The sequence below is a fragment of the Clostridium sp. UBA1056 genome (assembly GCA_002316385.1).
Lineage (GTDB): Bacteria > Bacillota > Clostridia > Clostridiales > Clostridiaceae > Clostridium_J.
Genome location: DCDL01000023.1, coordinates 42,770 through 64,705, shown reverse-complemented (window position 1 = coordinate 64,705; position 21,936 = coordinate 42,770). Strand labels below are relative to the sequence as shown.

Sequence of the window (21,936 nt, the reverse complement as noted above, 5' to 3'; positions counted from 1 at the left end):
ATTTTTTGAAGATGCCTAATATTTCTTACAAATTTATTAAAATGTATTCTATATTATACAAATATAAAATATAATATATATAATTAATTATATAGAGTATACTACTTAACTTTTATAATATCTAATATCTATCCTTGCCTATTAGATAATATATCTGAATGCAAGCTTCTGAATTAAGTACACTTTAGAATATATGTCTATCTACTAAACTCACTCTTAAGTAAGCTTGCTTTTATAAGTAGTAATACTTATATTCTAAGTATAAGGAGAATTTAAGATGTCAAAGAAATTTTTTAAGAAATTAGCTATGGCTTTAGGTATACTCACATGTGTATCTATACCTACAAGTGCCTTTGCAGATATTAAAGGTGAATACCCAAGTGGTGAAATTCTAAGTTTTGGTTCAGATCTAAGTGATAGCCAAGAAGCTCAGCTAAGGGAACAATTTAAAGCTCCAGACAATATTGAAGCTATATATGTAGATAGTAAAATGGCAATAAAGCAATTTGGTCTTGATGAAAAAGAGTTAGCTAACTTCACAGGCGGGTGGTATTCAAGTGCCTATGTTAAGTTACTTCAAAAAGAGTCTGGTGTAAAAGTTACATCCTCAAACTTAACTCTAGTAACAAACGATATGCTTGCTAATGCATTAATTACTTCTGGAATATTAAATGCAGATGTTATGGCTTCAGCTCCTTTCCCAGTAACAGGAGAATCAGCCCTTGCTGGAATATTAGCAGGTGCTGAAAATATAATGGGTGGAGAGTTATCTACATCAAATAAACAAGCTGCTCAAAAAGAAATAGATGTATCTTTAGATTTAGCTGAAGAAGTTGGTGATACAGAAGCTTCTGCAATTATTAATGAAGTTAAGACAACTGTTATTAAAGACAAGCCTTCTAGTGAAAAAGAAATTAAGGAAATTGTTGAGAAAGTTGAAAATAAATATGATGTAAATATAAGTGCTAACATTCAAGACAATATGGTTTCATTAATGTCTGATATAAACAACCTGGATTTAGACTATTCTAAGCTTAAGGATACTCTAGATAAAAGCGCTTCTAAATTCAAAGAGGAAATGTCAGCTCTTGGAAAAGAACTTAAAGATTCTGGATTCTTTGATAAGTTGTTCAACTGGATTAAAGACTTCTTCAATTCAATCTTTAATTCAAGTGAAGGCTAGACCTACTATAAAATTTATAATGACATTAGATAATTTTATGTAATGAATAACTTTATTTAAAGCATTATCTAAAGTTTTATAATCTAAGAAATACAAAAGAGGACGTATCAAAATATTTTGAGACATCCTCTTTTATTTTAGCTTATAGCTAAATCCCCTATACATCTATTTGTTTCTTATATATGTTTTAATAAAGTTTCTACATTAAATTTACTTGAAATCCCAGATTACACTAGAGAATATTAATGAATTTTATTTATTGAAACTTATATATTACATTTGTTTTTTACGTGACTTTCCTGTGAAGCTTGTTGCTACTATTTTAAAGACAGTAACACGCTTTATCATAGCTTCTTCAAATAGAAAACTATTCTTACCAGTTTGATGCTTCATAATTGCTTCTAGTGCCCTTTCTCTTTCCTGTAGATCTTCAATAAACTCTACTTTTCCATCTCCAATGATGCTAGCGTATGAGTATGAATAAGCACAGGCTGTTTTGCCTTCAATTAATTCATGCATACAATCCATTTCAAAGCATACTTCATTATTTGCTGTTAATGCAGTAATTTTTCTACCTTCAATTGCACAATGTAGATATAATGTAAGTTCATCTTCTTTAAGTTCATATCCAAAATTCATTGGTACAACATACGGCTTTCCATTATCTATCATTGCAATTCTACAAACTTTACAAGTGTCTAAAATTTGTACATAATCCTCTTGATTAATTAGTTCCCTATCTTTTCTTCTCATAACTTTACCCCTCATCGATATAAATTTTATAATCCTTATAATTATAAGATTTATATAATTATATCATATTTTACATAATTTTCTTTATAGTTTATTGGTAAATTCTATCATATGATCATATAGCTTAATTATGCTATAATGATTGTTCACATAAAATTTATACAATTCATCATAAGGCACATTCTTTATTGATTCTTCACAGTGTCTAAAGCTTTTTAAATAGCCATAGAAATCCTCTGAGATTTCTGGTAAAAATCCAGCATCTACAGATTTATCAATACTTACACTATATAAATTTTCATTATATGGTTCACTTATTGTAACTAAACACTTACTCATATATTTCCCTAGAAGTTTTATAAATTTAGTGAACTCTAACTTAAAACCATCTTCTATAGAACCTTTTTCGTTCTTATTTATATCTATAATATCATCTAAGCTTTTTAAAACCTTTAATAATTCTGATGTAACTAATACCAAACTCTCTTTATCAAATTGGGCTCTTTTCATATATAATCACTCCTAACTAATAATTTGAAAAACATTATATTAAAACTAAAAAAACCTTTTAGCTACTAAAACTAAAAGGCTCTAAGTCATATTTATCATAGATTTATCACACCCTTCCATCTCTCGTAGAATTATAGCGTAAGGAATAGGCAGGTATTCTGGCTCGAGTATCATTACTTTCTTCTGCCTTCCCATAAAAACAGTGGCATCCTAGAAGAAAACTCCTCTCTTACAGCGGCGGGACCGCGTGGGACTTACACCCAACTTCTCTTTTAATCAGTTATATAAAATTATAACTAAACCCATATTCCATAATATTCATTTATTAATATCATATTATACCTTTATAATTTTCATGTCAAACTATTAATTATAGATCTAACTATTGTTTTTCCTTCCAATTAGAAGTTTTTGTAGTTATTTCAATGTTTATTGTTAAATATCTAAATTTAACTAGCTATTTCTGATTCTATTTAACATATACTTAATTTCTTTATCCTTATATTTTTCTAACTTTAATAATTCATCATATGGATTTCCCTCAATACCTAAGTATCTTGCAAAGGCTGGCTCTGTTTTTAATCCCTCTTTTTTAAGCTTAATAATTTCTTCTCTCGCCTTATCTCCAGCTAATTTAAGTATCCTATCCTCAACAATCATATGTCTATATCCATTTTGCTTATAAGTTTCTAAGGATTGAGCATATATTTCAATTTCCATATTATCTACATAAAAACCTATAGTTAATATTTTTTCATTATTAGTGATATAAATATTAATGTGAAATTTGTTATGCATAAAATAATTAATCTCTATTATTTCTTGAAATAGTTTAAAGTTATATACTTCACATATTATATCTAAATCGCTACTTCCTATATCAATGTTAATAGGTATAGTTCCTACTAATATAGGACTAAAATCTTTTAAAGTATTAAATATATCTAGTTTTTTAAGCACTTCGTATGCCTTCTGTTGTTTTTCATTGCCTTCTTTAAGATAATTATAATTTTTAAAATCTATATTCTTCATACCAATCTAATTTTCATCCTTTTACAATAAATTCTATATTAAATATTTCAAATCTATATACCTATAGAATCTTTACAAAAACCCCTTCTTTAGATTTCTCTAAGGCTCTTTTATTCAAAGATTTCACTTTCATAGATTTATCAGATGCTCTATAAACTGATTGTTCTATAACAACCTTAGGATCGATAAGTCTCAATTTATTTACTTGATGTATATCGTAGTCTGTATAATCTTCTATAACTCTAGCATTATTATTAAGTGATTCTACTAATTCAAGTACTTCTCTAGATTTTGATTTCTTAAGTAATTTAAATACATACTCATCATCCATCAACATATCATTTAAATTAACTTCTCCTAGTCTTATTGCTACTTTTATAGCTTTAGATAGCTTATCATTTCCATATACATTTAGAGGGTTCATAAAGAATCCTATTACTTCTTTATAATAAGTTTCTACAAACCACTCTGCTAATTCTATAGAACTTATCATTAATTCATCATTAAATAATATCAAATGTTTTAAAAACTCTTCTATTTCTTTCTTAGAAATAAATCCATAATTAAACATATCTCTTAATGTATAATCAATTCTATCTGCACATAAATCAGGAGCAGGCTTTTCAAGAATGGTCCATTTTGATTCATTATAGACTATATCTCTATAATCATATCCATAATTTTTTAATATGTGAGGAATCATTGAATTTTCAATTATATTTTCAAATATTTTTTCATGGTAATTCTCATCTTTATTTTCTAAAGCAAAGTCTACTACATGAGAAAAAGCAGTATGAGATATATCATGTAATAAACCTGCAATTTGCTCCTGTATACTTCCACCCATAATACGAATGAGCAGCATTACTCCTATAGAGTGTTCATACCTAGTTACATTCCAATTTGGATTAACAAGATAGCTTGCCCCACCTTGATGGATATTCTTTAATCTTTGTACTTCTTTTGTATTAATTAATTCTTCTAATACTGGTTCTATTATAAATTCTCCATAAATTGAATCTTTTATGTTCATATATTCCTCCTAACTATGTTCTATCAAATAATTACATAAGATCATTATAGATTAAAAATAGAGCATAGAGACTATTAAATTTTTGAACATAAAAATAGTACAAGATTTCAACTTCTTGTACTATTTTTTATAAGCTTCTCAAAATTTCTTACATATTAGCTTCAAATACTTGGCTATATGCTTTTGTATCTTTATATACTTCATCTTTTAATGCATTGAATTTGTTTTTACGTATTTTATTAAATTGATAAACTACTAATGCAATATTACCTAGTAAAGATATTAAACTAACAACAAAGAAAGCTGTTGAGTTATGAGTAGTAGATACTGGTGCTATACGATCAGCAAATTGTGGTAAAGTCATTATAAACATAGTCCATAATCCTAGTGTGTGCGCACGATGTTGTAGCCATGCTCCTCTTTTTATAAAGAAAGCTGGAATTGTGCATGAAAGTAATAATATTAATCCACAATAGAATGAATGGTCTGCTATACAGTTGTAAGTATATGCAAAATTCCATAAATCGTAAGCTATAATCCAAGGCCAAATCATGTCAGGCCAAATCATATCTTTTGTTTCATTTTTAGAAATAAATATGCCTGTCCAACCGCAAATTGCTATAATATTAAGTAATCCTGCTATACCATTCATAATATTCCAAGGTCCTGACATTACCCAAAGGTTATTTATAGTTGCACCATTCCATGCTCCATATGAAAAACATTGAAAATCACGAATACATGCCTCTAAAATATTAGCTGCTAGTATAATTGCTGGTAAAGCTAATGCCCACTTCTTTTTAGAAAGTTTTGGACTATAGCGAAGTGCCATAAACCAAACACATCCTGCTAATGCTGAATAAGTTTTTACCCAGTTAAACCAATTTCCTGTACCATATTCATTTCCAGGTGCTGCAGTTGTTGGCCAAACAAATATTGTTAGAAGTATCGGTAAAACTACAAATAATGTTATACCCCCCCACTTTGTTGAACGACCAAATTCATTGAAAGCCATTAAAGCAAATAAAACAAATAAAAAAATGCCCCAACCGCTAAATCCAATTGACTCATATAAAATGCCCATAATATATAATTCCTCCTGATAAATAAATTTTGTTATAAATGTATAGACATTACTAATTATTGCTTTGATAAGTATATTCCTATTAGTTATTTTATGTCAAACTACCATAACTTAGACTAACTGGTTTAAGTTTCATTTTTGTTAACTTACTTTGATTTTCTTCATTTTTATATCATCATTGTAAATATTAGCTTTATAATAAATTTAAAGGAAACTAGTATTATCCCCTTACATACTATACTATAATTGGAAGTATTGGACTAAAAATACTATAAAAAATATTATATATAAATACTCGTTAGTTTTTTAAACTAATAAATCTAAAAAGGCTGTATAAGTAGAAATTTTCTACTTATACAGCCTTTTATACTGGTTAGTAATTTTATATTATTTTTAATGTCCAATCTTTAGACCTTTAGGAAGTATGCTACATTACCCATGATATTATAACTTTAAATATCTAACTTACTACTAAATTTAATACCTCTATATATCTGTGATTATATTTTTTATATCATTAACAATTGCTTTAACTTCGTCATCTTCCAAAAAGTCTATTCTACAGACTTTCTTTCCTATACCATTCAATGAACTTCCAGTTGCAAATCCTTTTTTGTAATCAGCTATCCAAAACCTATCATGATATCCATCTGAAAAATATACTTTACTATCTTTTAATTCATCTACAATACTATCATAAGTTTGTTCATCAAAATTAGATTGTTTAGTTATAACATTCAATTTAGAAAAACTTGCTTCTTCTAATAAATATCTTAGTAATTTTTTATAGTCTTCATTAGAATTCTTTGCAAATAAATATCCATCTATAATCAAAAGTTCTTTATCTTGAGTACCTATTTTTTTTATATAATAATCTAATTTCTTCTTTTTTTCATCTAAAGTCATATTTTCAAATAATATTTCTTCTGTTAATAATACATAATTCTTTGCAACTCCTTCCTTAAAAAATTCTAGAGTTCCACAATATAATGCTAAATATACATTATAATCATTTATAAGTAAATTTGAAAATCTTATCATAATGTCACCTATATTTTCATCTTTACTCGTAAAATTGTTATATTTCAACTCATATAATAATCCATTTTCATTTGATAAAACTATATTTAAATATAACTTTTTCTCTGCCAAATATTTATTTGAATAATTATTAATTATTTTCTTTATCTTATCTTCATTTTCTGTTTTAAATGTATTTTCAGGAACTATGTAATACATTGCAACTCACCTCTTACTCACTATTAGCACTCTAACAAAACCTTTTTATTAAACATACTGCCTGGTTTTTCATTTTCTTAATTACGTTAATCGTTCTTATAAATCTTTTATAAAATATTAAAAAATTCTGTGATAATATATCTGTTTGTTTTTTTAGTTTTTCTAATTTATCCTTAATCTATTTTACCACCAATAACAATTTTATCTACCCTATCAACCATTCTGCTCTTTCTAAAACCTTGCTTGGCAGTTTCCCCTTCTTTCTTCAATGCTGATATTTTATTATTCAATTCTCTTATATACTTATTCTTATCGGATTTTTTATTCTGTAAAGATGCTACATTAATTTCAATACTTTCTATTTCTTTTATGAATTTTTGTGAACCTTTAACTTATCCTCTTCTATCTTTATTAAATCATTTACCATATCAACTGTTTCTGCATTTGATTTTGATAACTCTTTTTTAAGTTTTACTATCTTTAAATTAATCTGCAAATGAATATTTTTATGATATACTTTTCTCTGCTCTTCAATAAGATTATCCAACATTCTTACTGTAATATTTTCAGCACTACAATAATCTTTTCCATACTTCTTTTTATGTCCATAAATAAGATAATACTGCGACTGTGGCTTATCTACAATCTTTGTAGTAACACATCTTATATAATTAGCTCCACGACTACACTTAGTCTTGCCTCTAGTATCATATATTCTTTCATTCTGTCCCTTATTTCCAATCTTACATATATTAGATAATGATTATTGAACTTGTTCCCATAATTCCTCTGATACCATAGCTTCAATTCTATCTGATTTTTGAACTATCCAATCCTGCTTTTTAACGTATTTAACTTTACTTTCAGTAAATAAATTAACACTATTGAATTTATTTCTAACATTATATCCTTTATACTTCGGATTAACTACTAATGTTTTAATAGTGCTATCAGTCCAAAGCATTCCTTTTTAGCTCTATATCCTTTTTCATTAACTATTTTTGCAGTTTTCTTTAATCCATTTGTTAATGAAGTTTTAAATATAAATTTAACTATTTCCGCTTCGCTTTCATTAATAAGTAAAGAATTAGTCTCCCTTTTAAAGCCCCATCCAAAAATCCTATTATTTCTTATTCTATTTTGGAATTATTATTTTTTATTTCTTCTTAATTCATTTCTACACTTCTTACATTGATGCTTGTACTTAATATTACCACGTGAATCTTTCCTACGCTTTTCAAACTCTTCTATTGGTTTTTCAATACTACATATAGTACAAATTCTCACAGTATCTAATTCTTTATCAAGTACCACTTTTCTTATACTATTGTCCTGATTTTCTGCTCTTTTAATCTTTGTCTCTTCCTTTTCTAATTGTTTTGCCTTAGCTTTTTCTTCTTTAGCATTAGCCTTCTCTTCTATTGCTTTTTCTCTATCTAGCTCTTTCTGCTTTAGCTCATTTACTCTTAATAATCTCTCTTTATATCTATTAAGCTTATCTTAAGCATCTATTCTACCTATAATTACCAAATTATCAAATAGCGAAATAGCTTTTTCACAATTAGATATTTCGCTATCATAATCTTTTTCTTTTCTATAAAATATATTTAATCTATCAAAAGGATATGAGCCATCAAACCCTAATTCAATAGACTCTTTATATTTTTCTATAGCTTCCTCTACTCTTCCCATCTTCTCAAGTGTTACTCCTAATTGATTCATTTCAAAAGCTATCTTAGAATTTATTTCTTTTAATTTTCTTTCTGCTTCTAATCTTTTCTTTTTTTCTTTAAATTCTTCTACCAGTTCACTTTTTAAATACATGCATAAATTTGTATCTTTATAGTTAATATTCTCAATTTTTACTAAAGATACTTTTATATCATTATATTCTTTTAGTTCTGAAGCAGTTTCTTTTGATAAAAATCCTATGTGCATCTTTCTTACTTCATCATCAACTAAATATATTAAAGATATCTTCAAAGCATTAGAATCATATTCATTTTCATAATCCCTCTCAGCTACTAACTTAAATCTTAAATTAATACACTTACCAAATGTATTTAGTATTTCTTCTATATGTTCTTGTCTATAGTAACACCCTACTATTCTTTCTTCTCTTAATAATTTATATCCTTCAACTTCTTTTTTTTCAAAAGTATATGAAAATGACGTACTCCAAGCAATTGTTTGCAATGGTAACTCTTCTACATAATTTATTACTTCATAACTTTTTCTTAATTTTGTTGGCTCTTCAACTATACTCTTCTCTACAAAAGTATTTTTCATTTCTTTCTTTATATTATACTTTTCAATTTCTATATTATCTCTTGAGTTCAAATCATTAATTTATTCCATTTGCTTTGGTTTAAATAAATTTGTTAGCCACTTAATCATATTTCTCTCCCTTTTCTACAACATTAATCTTATGTTAAATAAATCTTTTCTATTTATTTATTCAATTTTATAATATATTTTATAATAATTAAATAATTAACTTTTTTGAAACAAAATTCAACTTTTATTTTTTTGAAAAAATAGTACTCCCAAGAGTACTATTAATAATTATATCTTTTTATTATTTTTAACTTCCATATATGGTGATGCCATAATACATTCATCCTCTAATGTATTTACAGTTAATACACTATATGAGTTAGGCTTTAATAATTTATTTATATATGATTTATAAGCTGGTTTTCTTAATACTGTTTTATTCTCTGATATAATAAATTGTGGTAACTCTACATATTCATCTAAAAAAAATGCTTCTTGTAATCCATTTATATTTTTAAATAGCTCTAATATTCTATCATTATCATCAACACTACATAAAAATGAACTTAATTGAATATTATGTTCTTTATATACAATTTTCTTTATTGCTGTTGCGAACTGATCCGCTATTAAATACACATTTATTAAAAGTTCTCTTATATCTTTGTTATAAGAGATGGCAGTTCTTTTCCCATTAAATTTAGGATGTATTTTTTCATTTGGCTGAAAAACACCATCTTTATCAACACTATCAATATAATATCCATAAACTTGATAATATGAAAATGAAAATTGTAAATGCTGATATCTTCCATGCTCGTGCTTTATCTTATTATCTATAAGTCCAATTCTTTTTCTATATGAATATACATTATCATTACATTCTTTCATTAATTTAGGTTCAACTTTTTTTAGCCACTCAACCGCTGATTTTTCTTCTTTCTTGCCCCTTGATTTAGGATAAAAACACTTAATTATATTATATCCATCATCAGTAAAAGACATTATAGAATCAAGTAGTTCTTGATGTGCTTCATCTATTTTTCCCCAATCAATACTTTCAAAACTAATACTTTTTATTTGCACTACCTTCAGCAAATCTTCAAATGCTTTAAAAACTCTTTCTCTCGCTCTTTGATAAATTGTTATCGGTCTTCTTAACTCATGCTCAAAGTTAAATAATATATTATTTGGTATATTACTTAATATATTATATAATTCTGTATCAAAATTACCTTTAGTATTAATATCTAATAATAATTCCATAGAATTTCCCCCTCCATATATAATTATACCATTAAATTTCAATTCAACATATTTTTGCTACTACATCGAAAAAAGCTAGTATTAAACTACATTCTTAAATAGCAATAATATTTAATTGAACTTACATATCTAATAATCTATCTAATTCATTTTCTTAATTAATATCTATTTCTACCGAATCGACTTTTACAACAGGTTCTATAATCTCTTTGGCTTCATATATATGTCTAGAATCTCATTAACTCTAATTTTAAATACTTTCTCTACATCTTTAGTAACATAAACTTGCTTTCTTTGTACCTTGATAAATGCTCTTTTAATTATTTCTTATGGCTCATAGTAAAGAAACTGAAATACCATTTAGTAAATTACTTTATAGATAAGGAGTAGGTTTTTATTTACTTACTCTTTTTTATATTCAAAAGAAAAGTTTAAAACTATATCTGTGATTTCAAAAAGTGTATTTTACACTACAAATAGTAATATTCTTATTATATCCACCAAAATTTGGGGGCTCAAAACACTTTTTTATATTTATTTTTTATAGAATGGATTATTTACTAAGTTTGTTGATCTACCCTAAAATTGTGTAGCTGAAATATTGCATAAAATAAAAAAGGCTTTTTTAAAAGCCTTTTTATGTATATTAATTATATATTAAATTCTGTTTAATTATAGATTTTACTTTACTTATTTCTTTATATGATATTCTAATCAATTTTATATTCTTTAATTCACAATATAAATTCTTCTTCAAATCTCTAAACTGTTGTTCCTTAAATCCTTTCTCATTATTATGAAATCTTTTTATATATTTATAATGTTGTTGCCCATCAAACTCAATTATATATTTAATTTTCTTTTTATCATATATAACAAAATCATACCTTCCATTAAAATCAGCATCAGTAACAGCTTTAAAATCATCAAATGATATTTCCCTTCTATAATTTAATCCTAAATCTAATAAAGCAAACTCCACCAATCTCTCACCTTTCGAACCCCTATACTGTGGTAATTCCGTTGCTTTTATAGATTTAAGCACAGAGTTAATTAAAGATTTCGTTGCACAAGTAGTTTCATATATTTCTTGTAATGGTATGTTATCTAAGACTAATTTTTTTATTTTCTCTTCCACAAAATTCTTTATTTGATTATAATTATTAGCATTTTTATTGGTATGTCTTTCTAAGCCCATTTTTTTTACTGCTAAATCAAAATAAAGCCAATATGCTCCATTAGTATCTAATCCAACAAAATAAAATAAATCTTGTATGCTTCTAGGAATAATCTTATTTATTAAATACTCAAATTGATTGACTAATTGTATTGATAAATTCTTATTAATACCATAAAGAGAACGCCTTGTTAAAAACATTATAATTTCTTTTTTATTTATTTTATACTTTTTAAAATCATACCTTAAAATTTTTATGGCTTCATCTACTGAAAAATCTTTATGAATTAAATCTATATATCTTCTTTCTATAGAATTACTATTAATTCCGTTAATTCCAGATATCTTATCATAAAATTTATTAAGAATCATATTATCTTTAATACTATCGTTCTCATTATATATTGGAGCATCATATTTAAATCCCATATCTTTAAAAGTAACAGTTCTAACATCTTCGATTTTAATATGTTTTACAAATGTTATTTTTATATTATCATTAATACCCTCACTCATTTCGTCCCTCTTTCCCCAATATAGATTTATATAATTATAAGATTTTATATAACTTCCCTTAATCACTTTCAACAATTTCAGTATATACAAAAGCCTTGTAAGATAGTAGTTACAAAGCTTTATTCTATCAATGATTATTGTTCAATTAAAGTAAAAATAATGCCCAAACTTCATCAGTATTTATTTTTATTATGTTAACAAGATATAATAAAAACAGCTTGAACATAGTATTCAAGCCATTGTATTAATTATTAATAGCGGTTGTAGCTATATTATTTTTAATGTTCAATCTTCACAGTTAGTTCCATAAATATTAACAAATTAATATTTATGTATTAAAAATCACTTAATATCTGTTCTTTAGAAATTATACGTGTTTTTAATATATTAAGCTTATTCTGAGGATAATTATCTCCTTTTATATTATCAATTTCTCTACATACCTTTAATATCTCATCTTCAGAGTTAACAATTATATATTTGATGTCATCTGGACTAAAACTTAATTTCGATATTTCTGCTATCTTAATATTGCTATCTATTCTAAAATCATCATTTAAATATTCATCTTTATTTAAAAACCAACGGGTTCCGTTACTTCTAATATGATTTAAATCCGGTATATATCTCCATTCTCTTTCATCATAAAATCTCGTATGCTTTCCATCAAAACTCTTTTTACTCCATGCTTGTCCTTCATATGGCTTCATAAAAAAGATAAAATGTGAAAGTAAACCAATTGATTGTGATACATTTGTTAATACCTCGCCAGTTATTTTACCACTATTTACCAATGTTTTCATATCACATTCTAATTTGCTAATTGCTTCTGTAGCTATTGAACCTTTTATTGAATATGTTACTGGATTAATCCCATTAGAAACTCCCCATTCTTTTGATAAACCTATACCATATCCCCCATAATTTTCAATATGATTTACAATTTGAGCAAGTTGTATATCACAAAAACAAACCATTGGAATAGCTATCTCTAAATTATTACTTCCTATAAATTCAAATTTCTCCATGCAATATCTAGGGCTAAATTCATTTTTTAATATATTGATAATATTACCTATGTTACTTGTAAAATGAAACAGCGTATTCGCACTTAAATATTTTTTCCCCATAAAAACCTCCTTAGTAAAACGTCGCCATTAATTCTACCATATTTTCCACTTAAGTCCAACTAATATGCTATACATTACTAATTTAATATTCTTATTACTACTATAATAACTTCTTGTCTTTTAATCTTTTTTAAGCATAAACAATATGTAATATTTTCTAAGTTTTATTTTCTATAAAAATATTAAAAGGTAGCTTAAATACATATTGTTTATGCTACTTAATATAAATATCTAATTTTATATGGAATCACTATACTACTCTTGTAGTCCCTCTAATATATCTTTATGACAACTTTAAAATCAAAAAACTCATCAAGTTTATACACAACTTTAATATTAAGTCTTCTTTGAACTAATATTTTACTAAACTACTTATGCATACAAAACCTTAATAAATATCCATTTAAATCTTGTACAAGAAATTCTTTTTGTACTATTACTTTTCCATTACATTCATATTCACTTATAGTTATATCTCTAAATAATTCTATATTATTTTTAACTAGATTATCTCTTATTTCATCAACATTAGGTACTTTAATCTCAAAGTTTATTCCTCTTCCAAATGGTTATATTTCTACCACTTAACACTAAAAAACAAACTTTTTTAATGTTTTATTTACTTTGCTTAACATAGATACAAGCATTTTTAGGATGCTTGGTAAAAATAGAGAAACTACAAAGCCCAAAGCACACAATACAAATATTTTATATTGAATAGCATGTCCAATATAAATTTGATATCCATGAATAGCAGATATAGCTATAGCTGCTATTATTATAATCTTAGATGCAACCCAAGATATTAAATTTACTATCTTACATAGAAATATTATCATAGCTAATATAGCTATTATGGGCATAAGCAATATCTTAAGTGGCAATTGAGTAAGTGAAGATGAGCTATTTCTTTTATTACTTCCTACTTTTTTATTATTGTCCCTTTTACTCTGTTTTTGAGATTCAATATTGTCTCTATCTCCTGTAGATTTCTTTTTAGCTCTTTTTTGTTTTCCCATTGATGTACTTTTTGAAGACGATCTCTTCTTTTCTTTACTAACTGTGGGTTCTTGTTCATATTCATTAAAATCCTCATATCCATTACTATTATCTTTATCAAAGTCATTATTTGAATGCTTATTTAAATCCTCCACTTGATTATCTATAATCACAGTTTGCTGACTTTTATTTTTTTCCCTCTCTTCCTTTATTTTTTCATAAGCTTCATCAAATACTTTTATAAATGATTTTGCTTTTCTTTCATCTTCTATCTCTTCTTTAAACTTATTTACTTTATCTTCATAAGCTTTTTTTATCTCTTCCATAGATGCATTTTCATCAACACCTAAAATTTTATAATGTTCCATATCTCTTCTTCTCCATACTATAAGTTTAATTTTTTCATTTGTAATTTAATATTTTAAAATCAAAGTAGCCTAATATTACTTAATTATCTAATACTCTATTTTTAGTTTATTAGTATATTTATAATTCTATCTTCCTTAAATACAGGATTTGTTTTAAAAATTTCTGCCAAGGTGTCTATATTCTCCTCTAAATGTTCAATGTCTTTAGAATATGTATGACTTATATCTACAATATCCTTATCACTAAGGTCTCCACTTTCTATCCATCTTACTATACATAACTGCTTAATCACTAAATAGCTCACCACTGCCGTCTTTACTTTAGCAGCCACATCATAATCAAAAACAGCTTTCATAAAGTATCTAAACACAAAGTAAATCAATATATTTTCAAACTTATACATCTTTTCATTATAAAAACTATTAAACTCCCTATACTTATCTAGATAAATATCTTTATTCTCATCACTACCTTTAATGTAAGATAATACATTCTGTAAACCTAATGGATCATTCTCATTTATATGCTTTAAGCTTTTAAACACATGAAAATATTCTTCTATATCATTATACCAGTATTCTTTATCACTGCTGTACTTATCCAAATCACTAATAGTCTTATTTATAAAATTCTTATCCATATATCTTTCTTTAATCATCTTTAAGCTAGTCAGGTCATCTTCATCTATTTTGTCTTGAATTTCCTTTGCAAAGTCAAGAATTATAGCAGCTCTTATATTTAAATCAATATTACGATTCTGAAATATATTAAAAATTATATTTCTACATTGTATAAGCTCAATAAACAACATTGCATCAATATCGTTATAAGAAGTTATAATCTCATCATTTTCACTTAACTTAAATTCCACTTTATTAGAATCACCTAGCATTATTCTTGCTGCTTCTGGACAAGAAAGTGATATACCTATTTCTCGTAAGTTCCCGAATTCCTCCATATATCTAGGATACTTCTTGCAGGTATAGCAAAGGCTATCTTCTCCAAGTTCATTATATATATCACACAATTTATTTTCATTTAGAAACGCACAGTTGCCACTTTTCAATACAAATATATTATCTTCTCCATCATTAACCATCTCATTTCTTAATCTTTCACCAAAGCTACCACTAACATTTTGATAATAATCATAAGTTTCTTCATCAATAACAATTTCCCAACCAGCGCAACATGTATCCTCACACTTCGATGATATACATTTAAATTTATTAATATATTTTGGTACTCTTATTTTCATTTTTTCACCTCAAAGTTTTTATTATATATTTAAGGTATCTGAAAATAAATATAAGTCAAAGATGGGAAGTATNNATTCTGACTTATTTATTTTTTTGAAGATGCCTTATATTAAATTCTATTTTATCATATTCTCTTAATTATACATTGTAAAGAAAATCACTACAAAAAAGAGCTAGATTTAAACGAATTTTCGTTTACCATTTATACAAAATAAATCATTTTTGTGGTATAATCATTATAAAATTACATTATATTGCACAAATACAAATATAAACTTGAGTTGCTTCTAACCGCTAATAAGAATATTTCTAATAACAATAAGCAAGTTTAGACTTCTCAGTATTACTAGCGAAAGGGGATCATATAATGAAAGCTGCTTTATGGTACAAAAAAGAAGACATTAGAATTGAAGAAATTAAAGAACAAGAGGTTTCAAAGGATTTAGTGAAAATCAAAGTTAAATGGTGCGGAATCTGCGGTTCAGATTTGCATGAATATGTAGCAGGTCCAGTTTTAATACCAGTTGAACATCCTCATCCGCTTAGCGGAAAAACTGCGCCTGTTGTTTTAGGCCATGAATTTTCAGGTGAAGTTATAGAAGTTGGTAGTGAAGTAATTAATATCAAAGTTGGGGATAGGGTTGTTGCTGAACCAATGATAGTTTGTGGAAAATGTCCCGCATGTCTTGAAGGTAAATATAATTTATGTTCAAGCCTTGGCTGCCATGGACAATGCGGTACTATAGGAGGCTTTAGCGAATACAGCGTTCTTCCTGAAAGATTTGTACATAAAATTCCTGATAATCTGTCCTATGAAAAAGCTGCTTTAGCTGAGCCTGTAACTGTAGGAATGCATTCTTTAGACAGAGCTAACTTTAGAATTGGACAAACTGCTTTAGTTCTTGGCGCTGGTCCAATTGGACTTGGAACCATTGAATGCCTAAAGGCTGCTGGTGCAAGCCTTGTTATATGCTTCCAAAGAAAATCTGTAAGACAGGAATATGCAAAACGTGCTGGAGCAGATGTAGTTCTTGATCCTAATGAAGTTGATGTAGTTTCTGCTATTATGCAGCTAACAGGTGGACGAGGTGTAGATGCTGCTTTTGAAACTACTGGTTCAGAAATAGGTTTTAATACAGCCTTTAATAGCATAAAATCAGATGGAACTCTCGTAATTACAAGCCTATGGGAAAATGAAATTAAATTCAATCCTAATTTCCTAGTATTTTTCGAGAAGAAAATCGTAGGTACAATGGGATATAGAAACAATTATCCTGCAACAATTGCACTTATGAGCAGCGGAAAAATTAAAACAGAGGGATGGATAACAAAGAAGATTCATCTTGATGATATTGCTAAAGAAGGCTTTGAAACACTATGTGGTCCTGACAAAAAGGAACATGTAAAAATTCTTGTTACACCTGATAAATCTCTTTTATAATATATATTTACGCCACTGCTTCTAGCAGTGGCGTTTCTTGTTTTTTTATAGAATAAGGCACGTGAAAATAAATAATAGACCAAAGANNTCTATTATTTATTTGATAGTGCCTAAAATAGCGCATGAAAAATAAGTTCATGCGCTCTAAAAAATTTTAAGCTATTGTTTTTATTAAAAACCTACACTTTTTAACCATTCTTTTGCTTCATTTATGTCTGTAAATGCCTTTTGTTTTAACTTTCCTGTAGTAGCTCTGTTCATCTGCATTTTAGCAATAGCACTATCAACTATAAATGCAGCATGGCTTAAGCCATTCTTTGCTGCCCACTCAGTATGATCACTCATACCATCAGAGATACTTGAAGTCTTGTAATTTCTTAAATCGGTGCAAACAGCCCATTGTCTACCACCAAATTGTGGTAATACTTTTGTAACATAATCGGTATGATATCTATCATAGTCTTCTTTATCTAGAAGACCTACTGGCGCCTCAAAACAAATTCTTCTTGCAGCGTCAACTTCCAATGTGTATTTACCTTTTACATCTTTAATCATTTTATAAATCCTCCTAAAATATATAGTATAAATTTATATAATAGTCTTATATATAAATTTAGAACTAATTTGACTGTTATTCATTCTTTAATGATTTTAATCTATCCATAATCGGTGCCGGCTCAGTTCCGTCTGTTATTAATTCAATAACACACGGACCATTTAAGTTTGAAGTGAATTCTGTTATTTTGTATAAATCTTTAATATCGCTTATACTCATTGCTTTTACTCCAGATGCATTCATTACATCGGCAATAGAAATCCTCTGCTGCTTGAACCTGTCTAAGCCTCTGCCATATAAGAATTTATGTCCATGTTCAACATAGGCAAGCATAGAGTTATTGATTATAAAGTATATAATAGGAATATTATATTCTTTAGCAGTTAAAATTTCTGATCCATTCATAAAGAATGATCCATCTCCAGAAAATACAGCAACAGGTTTATTTTCTTCAGCTATGTAGGCTCCAACAGCTCCTCCTATTGCTGAACCCATAGCGGCATAATTGAGGTTAACTTCAAAGTTTCCGCCTTCAGGAATGTTTAAATATTTAAAAACAAAATTCATAAATTCACCCATATCGGATAGATACATTGTATTGTTAGGCAGTAGTTCTGTAACCCTATCTAAAAATAATCTTAAAGACAATCCGGTATGATTATTAACATAAGGAGCATTTAACTCTGGTCTTTCCTTTGGTACACTAGAAGACTTAGTTGTAATTTTAATCAGCTCAGGAAGCACATGTCTTAAATCTCCAAGTATTTTTACATCTTCCTCAAATACCTTACCTAATTCTTTAGCATCCCAATCTACATGAATAACCTTTTTATTCTCCACAAGTTTTTCATTAAAATTGCAAGTTGAAGCTTCACCAAGGCTTGTACCAAGTATAAGTAAACAATCTACATCTTTAGAGTAAGCTATGTTTGTAGCCGCATCAGTATTTGAATATCCGTAGTTTCCATAATTCAAGCTATATGTAGAAGGAATAACCCCCTTACCTTCTGGTGTTGTTATAATTGGCCAATTAAGGTGTTTGCTTAATTCAATTACTTTATCGCCTATTTTTCTGCAGCCCTTACCTGCCATTATTATTCCATTCCTTGAGTTATTGATTATGGAAGCTGCTTCTTTAATCTGTTCATAATCAGCTTCAATTATATTATCAGAAGGATTAATAAAATCCCAGCAATAATCCTCCACGCATTCCATAAGCTGAACATCTAGAGGAATGGATATATGTACAGGGCCATGTGGAGGAGTAAGAGCTATACTAATAGCTTTCTTAAGAGTCTCAATCACTTTTTTTTCATCAAGTATGGTCTCACTATATTTTGTAATTGGCTTTAAAATATCCTTAGTATCAAGTTCCTGCAAAGCTCCCTTTCCAATTTGCCATCGATTAACATATCCCGAAATTATTAGCACAGGTGCTTTAGCCCTAGCTGCATCCGCAATACCATTAATCATGTTATTTATACCTACTGCTCCTGCCACAACGCAAACCCCTAATTTCCCAGATGTACTGGAATATCTGGAAGCCATATATGCAGCTCCCGCCTCATTTTTAGTAACAATAGGCTTTATGTCCTCATCGTTTAATGCATCATAAATGGGACTAACTGTTCCAGCGGGTATCCCAAAAACTTGTTGAACTCCCGCTGATTTTAAACACTTTAGTATACAATTACTTATTCTCATAAACTCTTCTTATCCTCCAATCATTTCTTTATACTCATCAACTAACTTTACACACTGATCAATTTCCTCTTTTGTAAAGTAGTGAATCTCATTGATAGATACTGTGCAAATTATTCCAATAACATTATCTTCTTTAACTATAGGTATAATTAAATTACTGTCTACCCCAAAGAAGAAGAAGGCCTCTGAAGATCTGCTGTCTTCTTTTGTGTTTGATATATCCACATACTTTTTAGTATCGACTATATGCTTAAGCACCCAGGTATCTTTTATGAATACAGGGTTATCATAATGACCCTTTTTCCAGCTTTCGATACTAAGAGTATTAGTACTTGTCTTATAAATAGGGTTCAGTCTACCTTCCTTTATCTCATGATAAGCAATATCTTTTAAGCCTGTTGCCTGCCCTATCTTTGCAAATAGTTCATCTAAAATCTCATAACTCATAATTAATATTCCTCCCTTTTTATTTAAATGAAGATTTCTGGTCTTCATTCTTACTATAGCTAGTCTTGTATATAACTTTTTTTATTTCTCATAAGCCTCGATTAATTTTCTTGAATCTCCAGCAACAGCATTAGAAAAGCTTGTAAGCTCCTGAGTTCCGGCCACCAATTCGTCTATACTCTCTTTAATTACTTCAACTCCAGCAACTACCTGCTCTATACTTGCAGCCTCCTCTATAGTTGTTGCAGATACATCCTGAATAATATCACTAAGCTCGCTTACGGAATCTATTATTTCCTTGCTAGATTCTTCCTGAAGTTTAGTGCTCTCTGTAACTACAGTTGAATACTCATAGGTTTTATCTACCACATACAATATTTTACCTATAGACTCCCCGCTTGCTTTAACTAAAGACATTCCTTCCTCAAGTTCTACTAATCCTATATTAGATTTATCTACAGCTTCTTTTATGCACTCTTGTATATTTCTAATTATTTCACTAATACTATCTGTTGCTTCTTTGCTTTTATCTGATAACTCTTTTATAGATCTTGCAACAACTGCAAAACCTCTGCCATATTCACCCGCTCTGGCAGCTTCTATACTAGCATTTAATCCTAACATATTAGTCTGATCAGTTATACTGTTTATCACATCAATAATCTTACCTATTTTTTCAGTGGATTCACCTAATACTGCTATAGAACCAGCCAAATCTTTAATTCTCATTGAAACATTATTCATCTCATTAATTGCATCTGTTACTATTTTTTCACCATCTTTTACTGCCGCCTTTGCACTTTCAGACTCGTCCGTTAAGGCTCTAGCTGCTGAAGCAACTTCTTCAATAGATTCAACCAATATGCTGACTGTACCTTGTACTGTCATTACAAAATCTGAAGCATTCTGAGTATTTTCTGAAGTTTGCTGCACTCCGCTTGATATTTCTTCTAATGCGGCTGAAAATTGTTCGATATTTGCAGCTTGACTATCAGTAAAATTTGATAACTCGTACATTGAAGCCCCGATTTCTTCTGAATTATCAGCTATATTTCTGTAAAGTTCCAATATTCCGTCTTTATTTTTTATGGGCGAAGTTTCATTTGATTTTCTAGCATGTTGCATAAAATAATCCTTCGATAATTTCTTTGAATAAATTACGAATATAGCTATAAGGATTGCTCCTATAGAAATACCTAGTAGTGTTGAATTAAGTGATGTATATAACACTTTTAAACTATTATCTGCTGGAGAATAACCTAAATCTCCAAGCATGGACTTAATTTGAAAATAAGTAAAAGTAGCTTGTGCTAAAATAGTTACCAGTAAACTAGCAGCACAAAACAAGATATTTGTTTTTTTTGAATTTTTCACTGAACTTCCCCCCATTTTAGATATAACTCCTCAGTTTTTAGGCTTAAAAAATAAAAAAGACAGCACTAAGAAATGCTATCTTTGCATGCATTAACTTAGCAACCTGGCAATCATAGGAAACCCCTTTAGATCCATGGCTTTGCGTCCTTGCCTTTCAGCAAGTTTGCCTCTTTAAGTTTCATAATTAATTATATTTCGTAAGTAAATTATATCATACTTTTACTATTATTCAACAAATTTCGCAAGTCTTATGCTAATTTGGTATTATTATGGTATATCCACCAATATTATATCAAACATCATTAAGTTTCCATAACATTCCTTCGTCAACATTCTACAAATTCCCTCTCCCAGCCTGCTCTGCATTTTAATAACTCCACTGTGTGCTTGAACCATGAAATTAACCATGGCAGCCCAATTCCTATTGCTGCAAAAAACAAGCAGTATTGATAACTGGACTTACATTATCAATACTGCTCTTTATATGAGTATTATGCCTTAATAATTGGAATTTTTACAAATACATCTCTCTTAATAAACAACTTAGGCATCTGAAAATAAATACTAAGTCAAAGATGGGAAGTATA

21 protein-coding genes and 2 riboswitches are annotated in these 21,936 nt (G+C 28.1%); of the genes, 2 read left to right on the top strand and 19 right to left on the bottom strand.

Annotation, left to right across the window (positions count from 1 at the left end; all coding sequences use genetic code 11):
* The first annotated feature begins 277 nt into the window (after nt 1-277).
* On the top strand, nt 278-1,183 hold the full coding sequence (locus tag B3W71_RS06725; protein ID WP_346888173.1) for a DUF1002 domain-containing protein: 906 nt from the start codon (nt 278-280) through the stop codon (nt 1,181-1,183).
* Nucleotides 1,184-1,456: 273 nt separating this feature from the next.
* On the opposite strand, the gene B3W71_RS06720 is transcribed toward B3W71_RS06725, so the two are convergent.
* From B3W71_RS06720 to fliB, 15 genes are all read right to left on the bottom strand, one after another.
* On the bottom strand, nt 1,457-1,936 hold the full coding sequence (locus B3W71_RS06720; protein ID WP_346888172.1) for a pyridoxamine 5'-phosphate oxidase family protein: 480 nt from the start codon (nt 1,934-1,936) through the stop codon (nt 1,457-1,459).
* Between the two features lie 84 nt (nt 1,937-2,020).
* Nucleotides 2,021-2,446: a hypothetical protein gene (locus tag B3W71_RS06715; protein WP_346888171.1), complete on the bottom strand. Its 426-nt coding sequence runs from the start codon at nt 2,444-2,446 to the stop codon at nt 2,021-2,023.
* A 131-nt stretch (nt 2,447-2,577) separates the two neighbouring features.
* Nucleotides 2,578-2,767, bottom strand: a riboswitch (cobalamin riboswitch).
* A 132-nt stretch (nt 2,768-2,899) separates the two neighbouring features.
* Complete coding sequence (locus B3W71_RS06710; protein ID WP_346888170.1) at nt 2,900-3,478, bottom strand: DUF4269 domain-containing protein; 579 nt, start codon at nt 3,476-3,478, stop codon at nt 2,900-2,902.
* Nucleotides 3,479-3,539: 61 nt separating this feature from the next.
* The gene (locus B3W71_RS06705) at nt 3,540-4,511 is read right to left on the bottom strand and encodes an HD domain-containing protein (RefSeq protein WP_346888169.1); all 972 of its coding nucleotides are present in this window, start codon (nt 4,509-4,511) and stop codon (nt 3,540-3,542) included.
* A 148-nt stretch (nt 4,512-4,659) separates the two neighbouring features.
* Nucleotides 4,660-5,595, bottom strand: coding sequence for a DUF5692 family protein (locus B3W71_RS06700; RefSeq protein ID WP_346888168.1), 936 nt, complete (start codon nt 5,593-5,595; stop codon nt 4,660-4,662).
* A gap of 486 nt (nt 5,596-6,081) precedes the next feature.
* Nucleotides 6,082-6,834 carry a hypothetical protein gene (locus B3W71_RS06695; protein ID WP_346888167.1) on the bottom strand — a complete coding sequence of 251 codons (753 nt, stop codon included), beginning with the start codon at nt 6,832-6,834 and terminating at the stop codon, nt 6,082-6,084.
* Nucleotides 6,835-7,201: 367 nt separating this feature from the next.
* Nucleotides 7,202-7,381 carry a hypothetical protein gene (locus B3W71_RS06690; protein ID WP_346888166.1) on the bottom strand — a complete coding sequence of 60 codons (180 nt, stop codon included), beginning with the start codon at nt 7,379-7,381 and terminating at the stop codon, nt 7,202-7,204.
* A gap of 216 nt (nt 7,382-7,597) precedes the next feature.
* The gene (locus B3W71_RS06685; protein WP_346888165.1) at nt 7,598-7,798 is read right to left on the bottom strand and encodes a recombinase family protein; all 201 of its coding nucleotides are present in this window, start codon (nt 7,796-7,798) and stop codon (nt 7,598-7,600) included.
* A gap of 185 nt (nt 7,799-7,983) precedes the next feature.
* A complete protein-coding gene (locus B3W71_RS06680; protein ID WP_346888164.1) occupies nt 7,984-8,148 on the bottom strand; it encodes a hypothetical protein in 165 nt (54 codons plus the stop codon).
* 186 nt (nt 8,149-8,334) lie between these two features.
* Complete coding sequence (locus tag B3W71_RS06675; protein WP_346888163.1) at nt 8,335-9,174, bottom strand: hypothetical protein; 840 nt, start codon at nt 9,172-9,174, stop codon at nt 8,335-8,337.
* A gap of 225 nt (nt 9,175-9,399) precedes the next feature.
* A complete protein-coding gene (locus B3W71_RS06670) occupies nt 9,400-10,377 on the bottom strand; it encodes a hypothetical protein (protein WP_346888162.1) in 978 nt (325 codons plus the stop codon).
* A gap of 646 nt (nt 10,378-11,023) precedes the next feature.
* A complete protein-coding gene (locus B3W71_RS06665; RefSeq protein WP_346888161.1) occupies nt 11,024-12,070 on the bottom strand; it encodes a hypothetical protein in 1,047 nt (348 codons plus the stop codon).
* Between the two features lie 335 nt (nt 12,071-12,405).
* Entirely contained in the window at nt 12,406-13,200 is a 795-nt protein-coding gene (locus B3W71_RS06660) for an abortive infection system antitoxin AbiGi family protein (RefSeq protein ID WP_346888160.1), read from the bottom strand.
* 590 nt (nt 13,201-13,790) lie between these two features.
* Nucleotides 13,791-14,567, bottom strand: a complete 777-nt coding sequence (locus B3W71_RS06655; protein WP_346888159.1) for a hypothetical protein — start codon at nt 14,565-14,567, stop codon at nt 13,791-13,793.
* 101 nt (nt 14,568-14,668) lie between these two features.
* Entirely contained in the window at nt 14,669-15,826 is a 1,158-nt protein-coding gene (gene fliB, locus B3W71_RS06650; protein WP_346888158.1) for a flagellin lysine-N-methylase, read from the bottom strand.
* Between the two features lie 368 nt (nt 15,827-16,194).
* Between fliB and B3W71_RS06645 the strand changes: the two genes are divergently transcribed.
* Nucleotides 16,195-17,268, top strand: a complete 1,074-nt coding sequence (locus tag B3W71_RS06645; RefSeq protein WP_346888157.1) for a 2,3-butanediol dehydrogenase — start codon at nt 16,195-16,197, stop codon at nt 17,266-17,268.
* A gap of 171 nt (nt 17,269-17,439) precedes the next feature.
* Here the strand turns inward: B3W71_RS06645 and B3W71_RS06640 are convergent, their stop codons facing one another.
* From B3W71_RS06640 to B3W71_RS06625, 4 genes are all read right to left on the bottom strand, one after another.
* Nucleotides 17,440-17,823: an STAS/SEC14 domain-containing protein gene (locus B3W71_RS06640; RefSeq protein WP_346888156.1), complete on the bottom strand. Its 384-nt coding sequence runs from the start codon at nt 17,821-17,823 to the stop codon at nt 17,440-17,442.
* Between the two features lie 76 nt (nt 17,824-17,899).
* Nucleotides 17,900-19,528, bottom strand: a complete 1,629-nt coding sequence (locus B3W71_RS06635; RefSeq protein WP_346888155.1) for a thiamine pyrophosphate-binding protein — start codon at nt 19,526-19,528, stop codon at nt 17,900-17,902.
* Nucleotides 19,529-19,537: 9 nt separating this feature from the next.
* On the bottom strand, nt 19,538-19,975 hold the full coding sequence (locus B3W71_RS06630) for a GAF domain-containing protein (RefSeq protein ID WP_346888154.1): 438 nt from the start codon (nt 19,973-19,975) through the stop codon (nt 19,538-19,540).
* 81 nt (nt 19,976-20,056) lie between these two features.
* Nucleotides 20,057-21,349, bottom strand: coding sequence for a methyl-accepting chemotaxis protein (locus tag B3W71_RS06625; protein WP_346888153.1), 1,293 nt, complete (start codon nt 21,347-21,349; stop codon nt 20,057-20,059).
* A gap of 94 nt (nt 21,350-21,443) precedes the next feature.
* A riboswitch (cyclic di-GMP riboswitch) is annotated at nt 21,444-21,527 on the bottom strand.
* Nucleotides 21,528-21,936 lie beyond the last annotated feature (409 nt).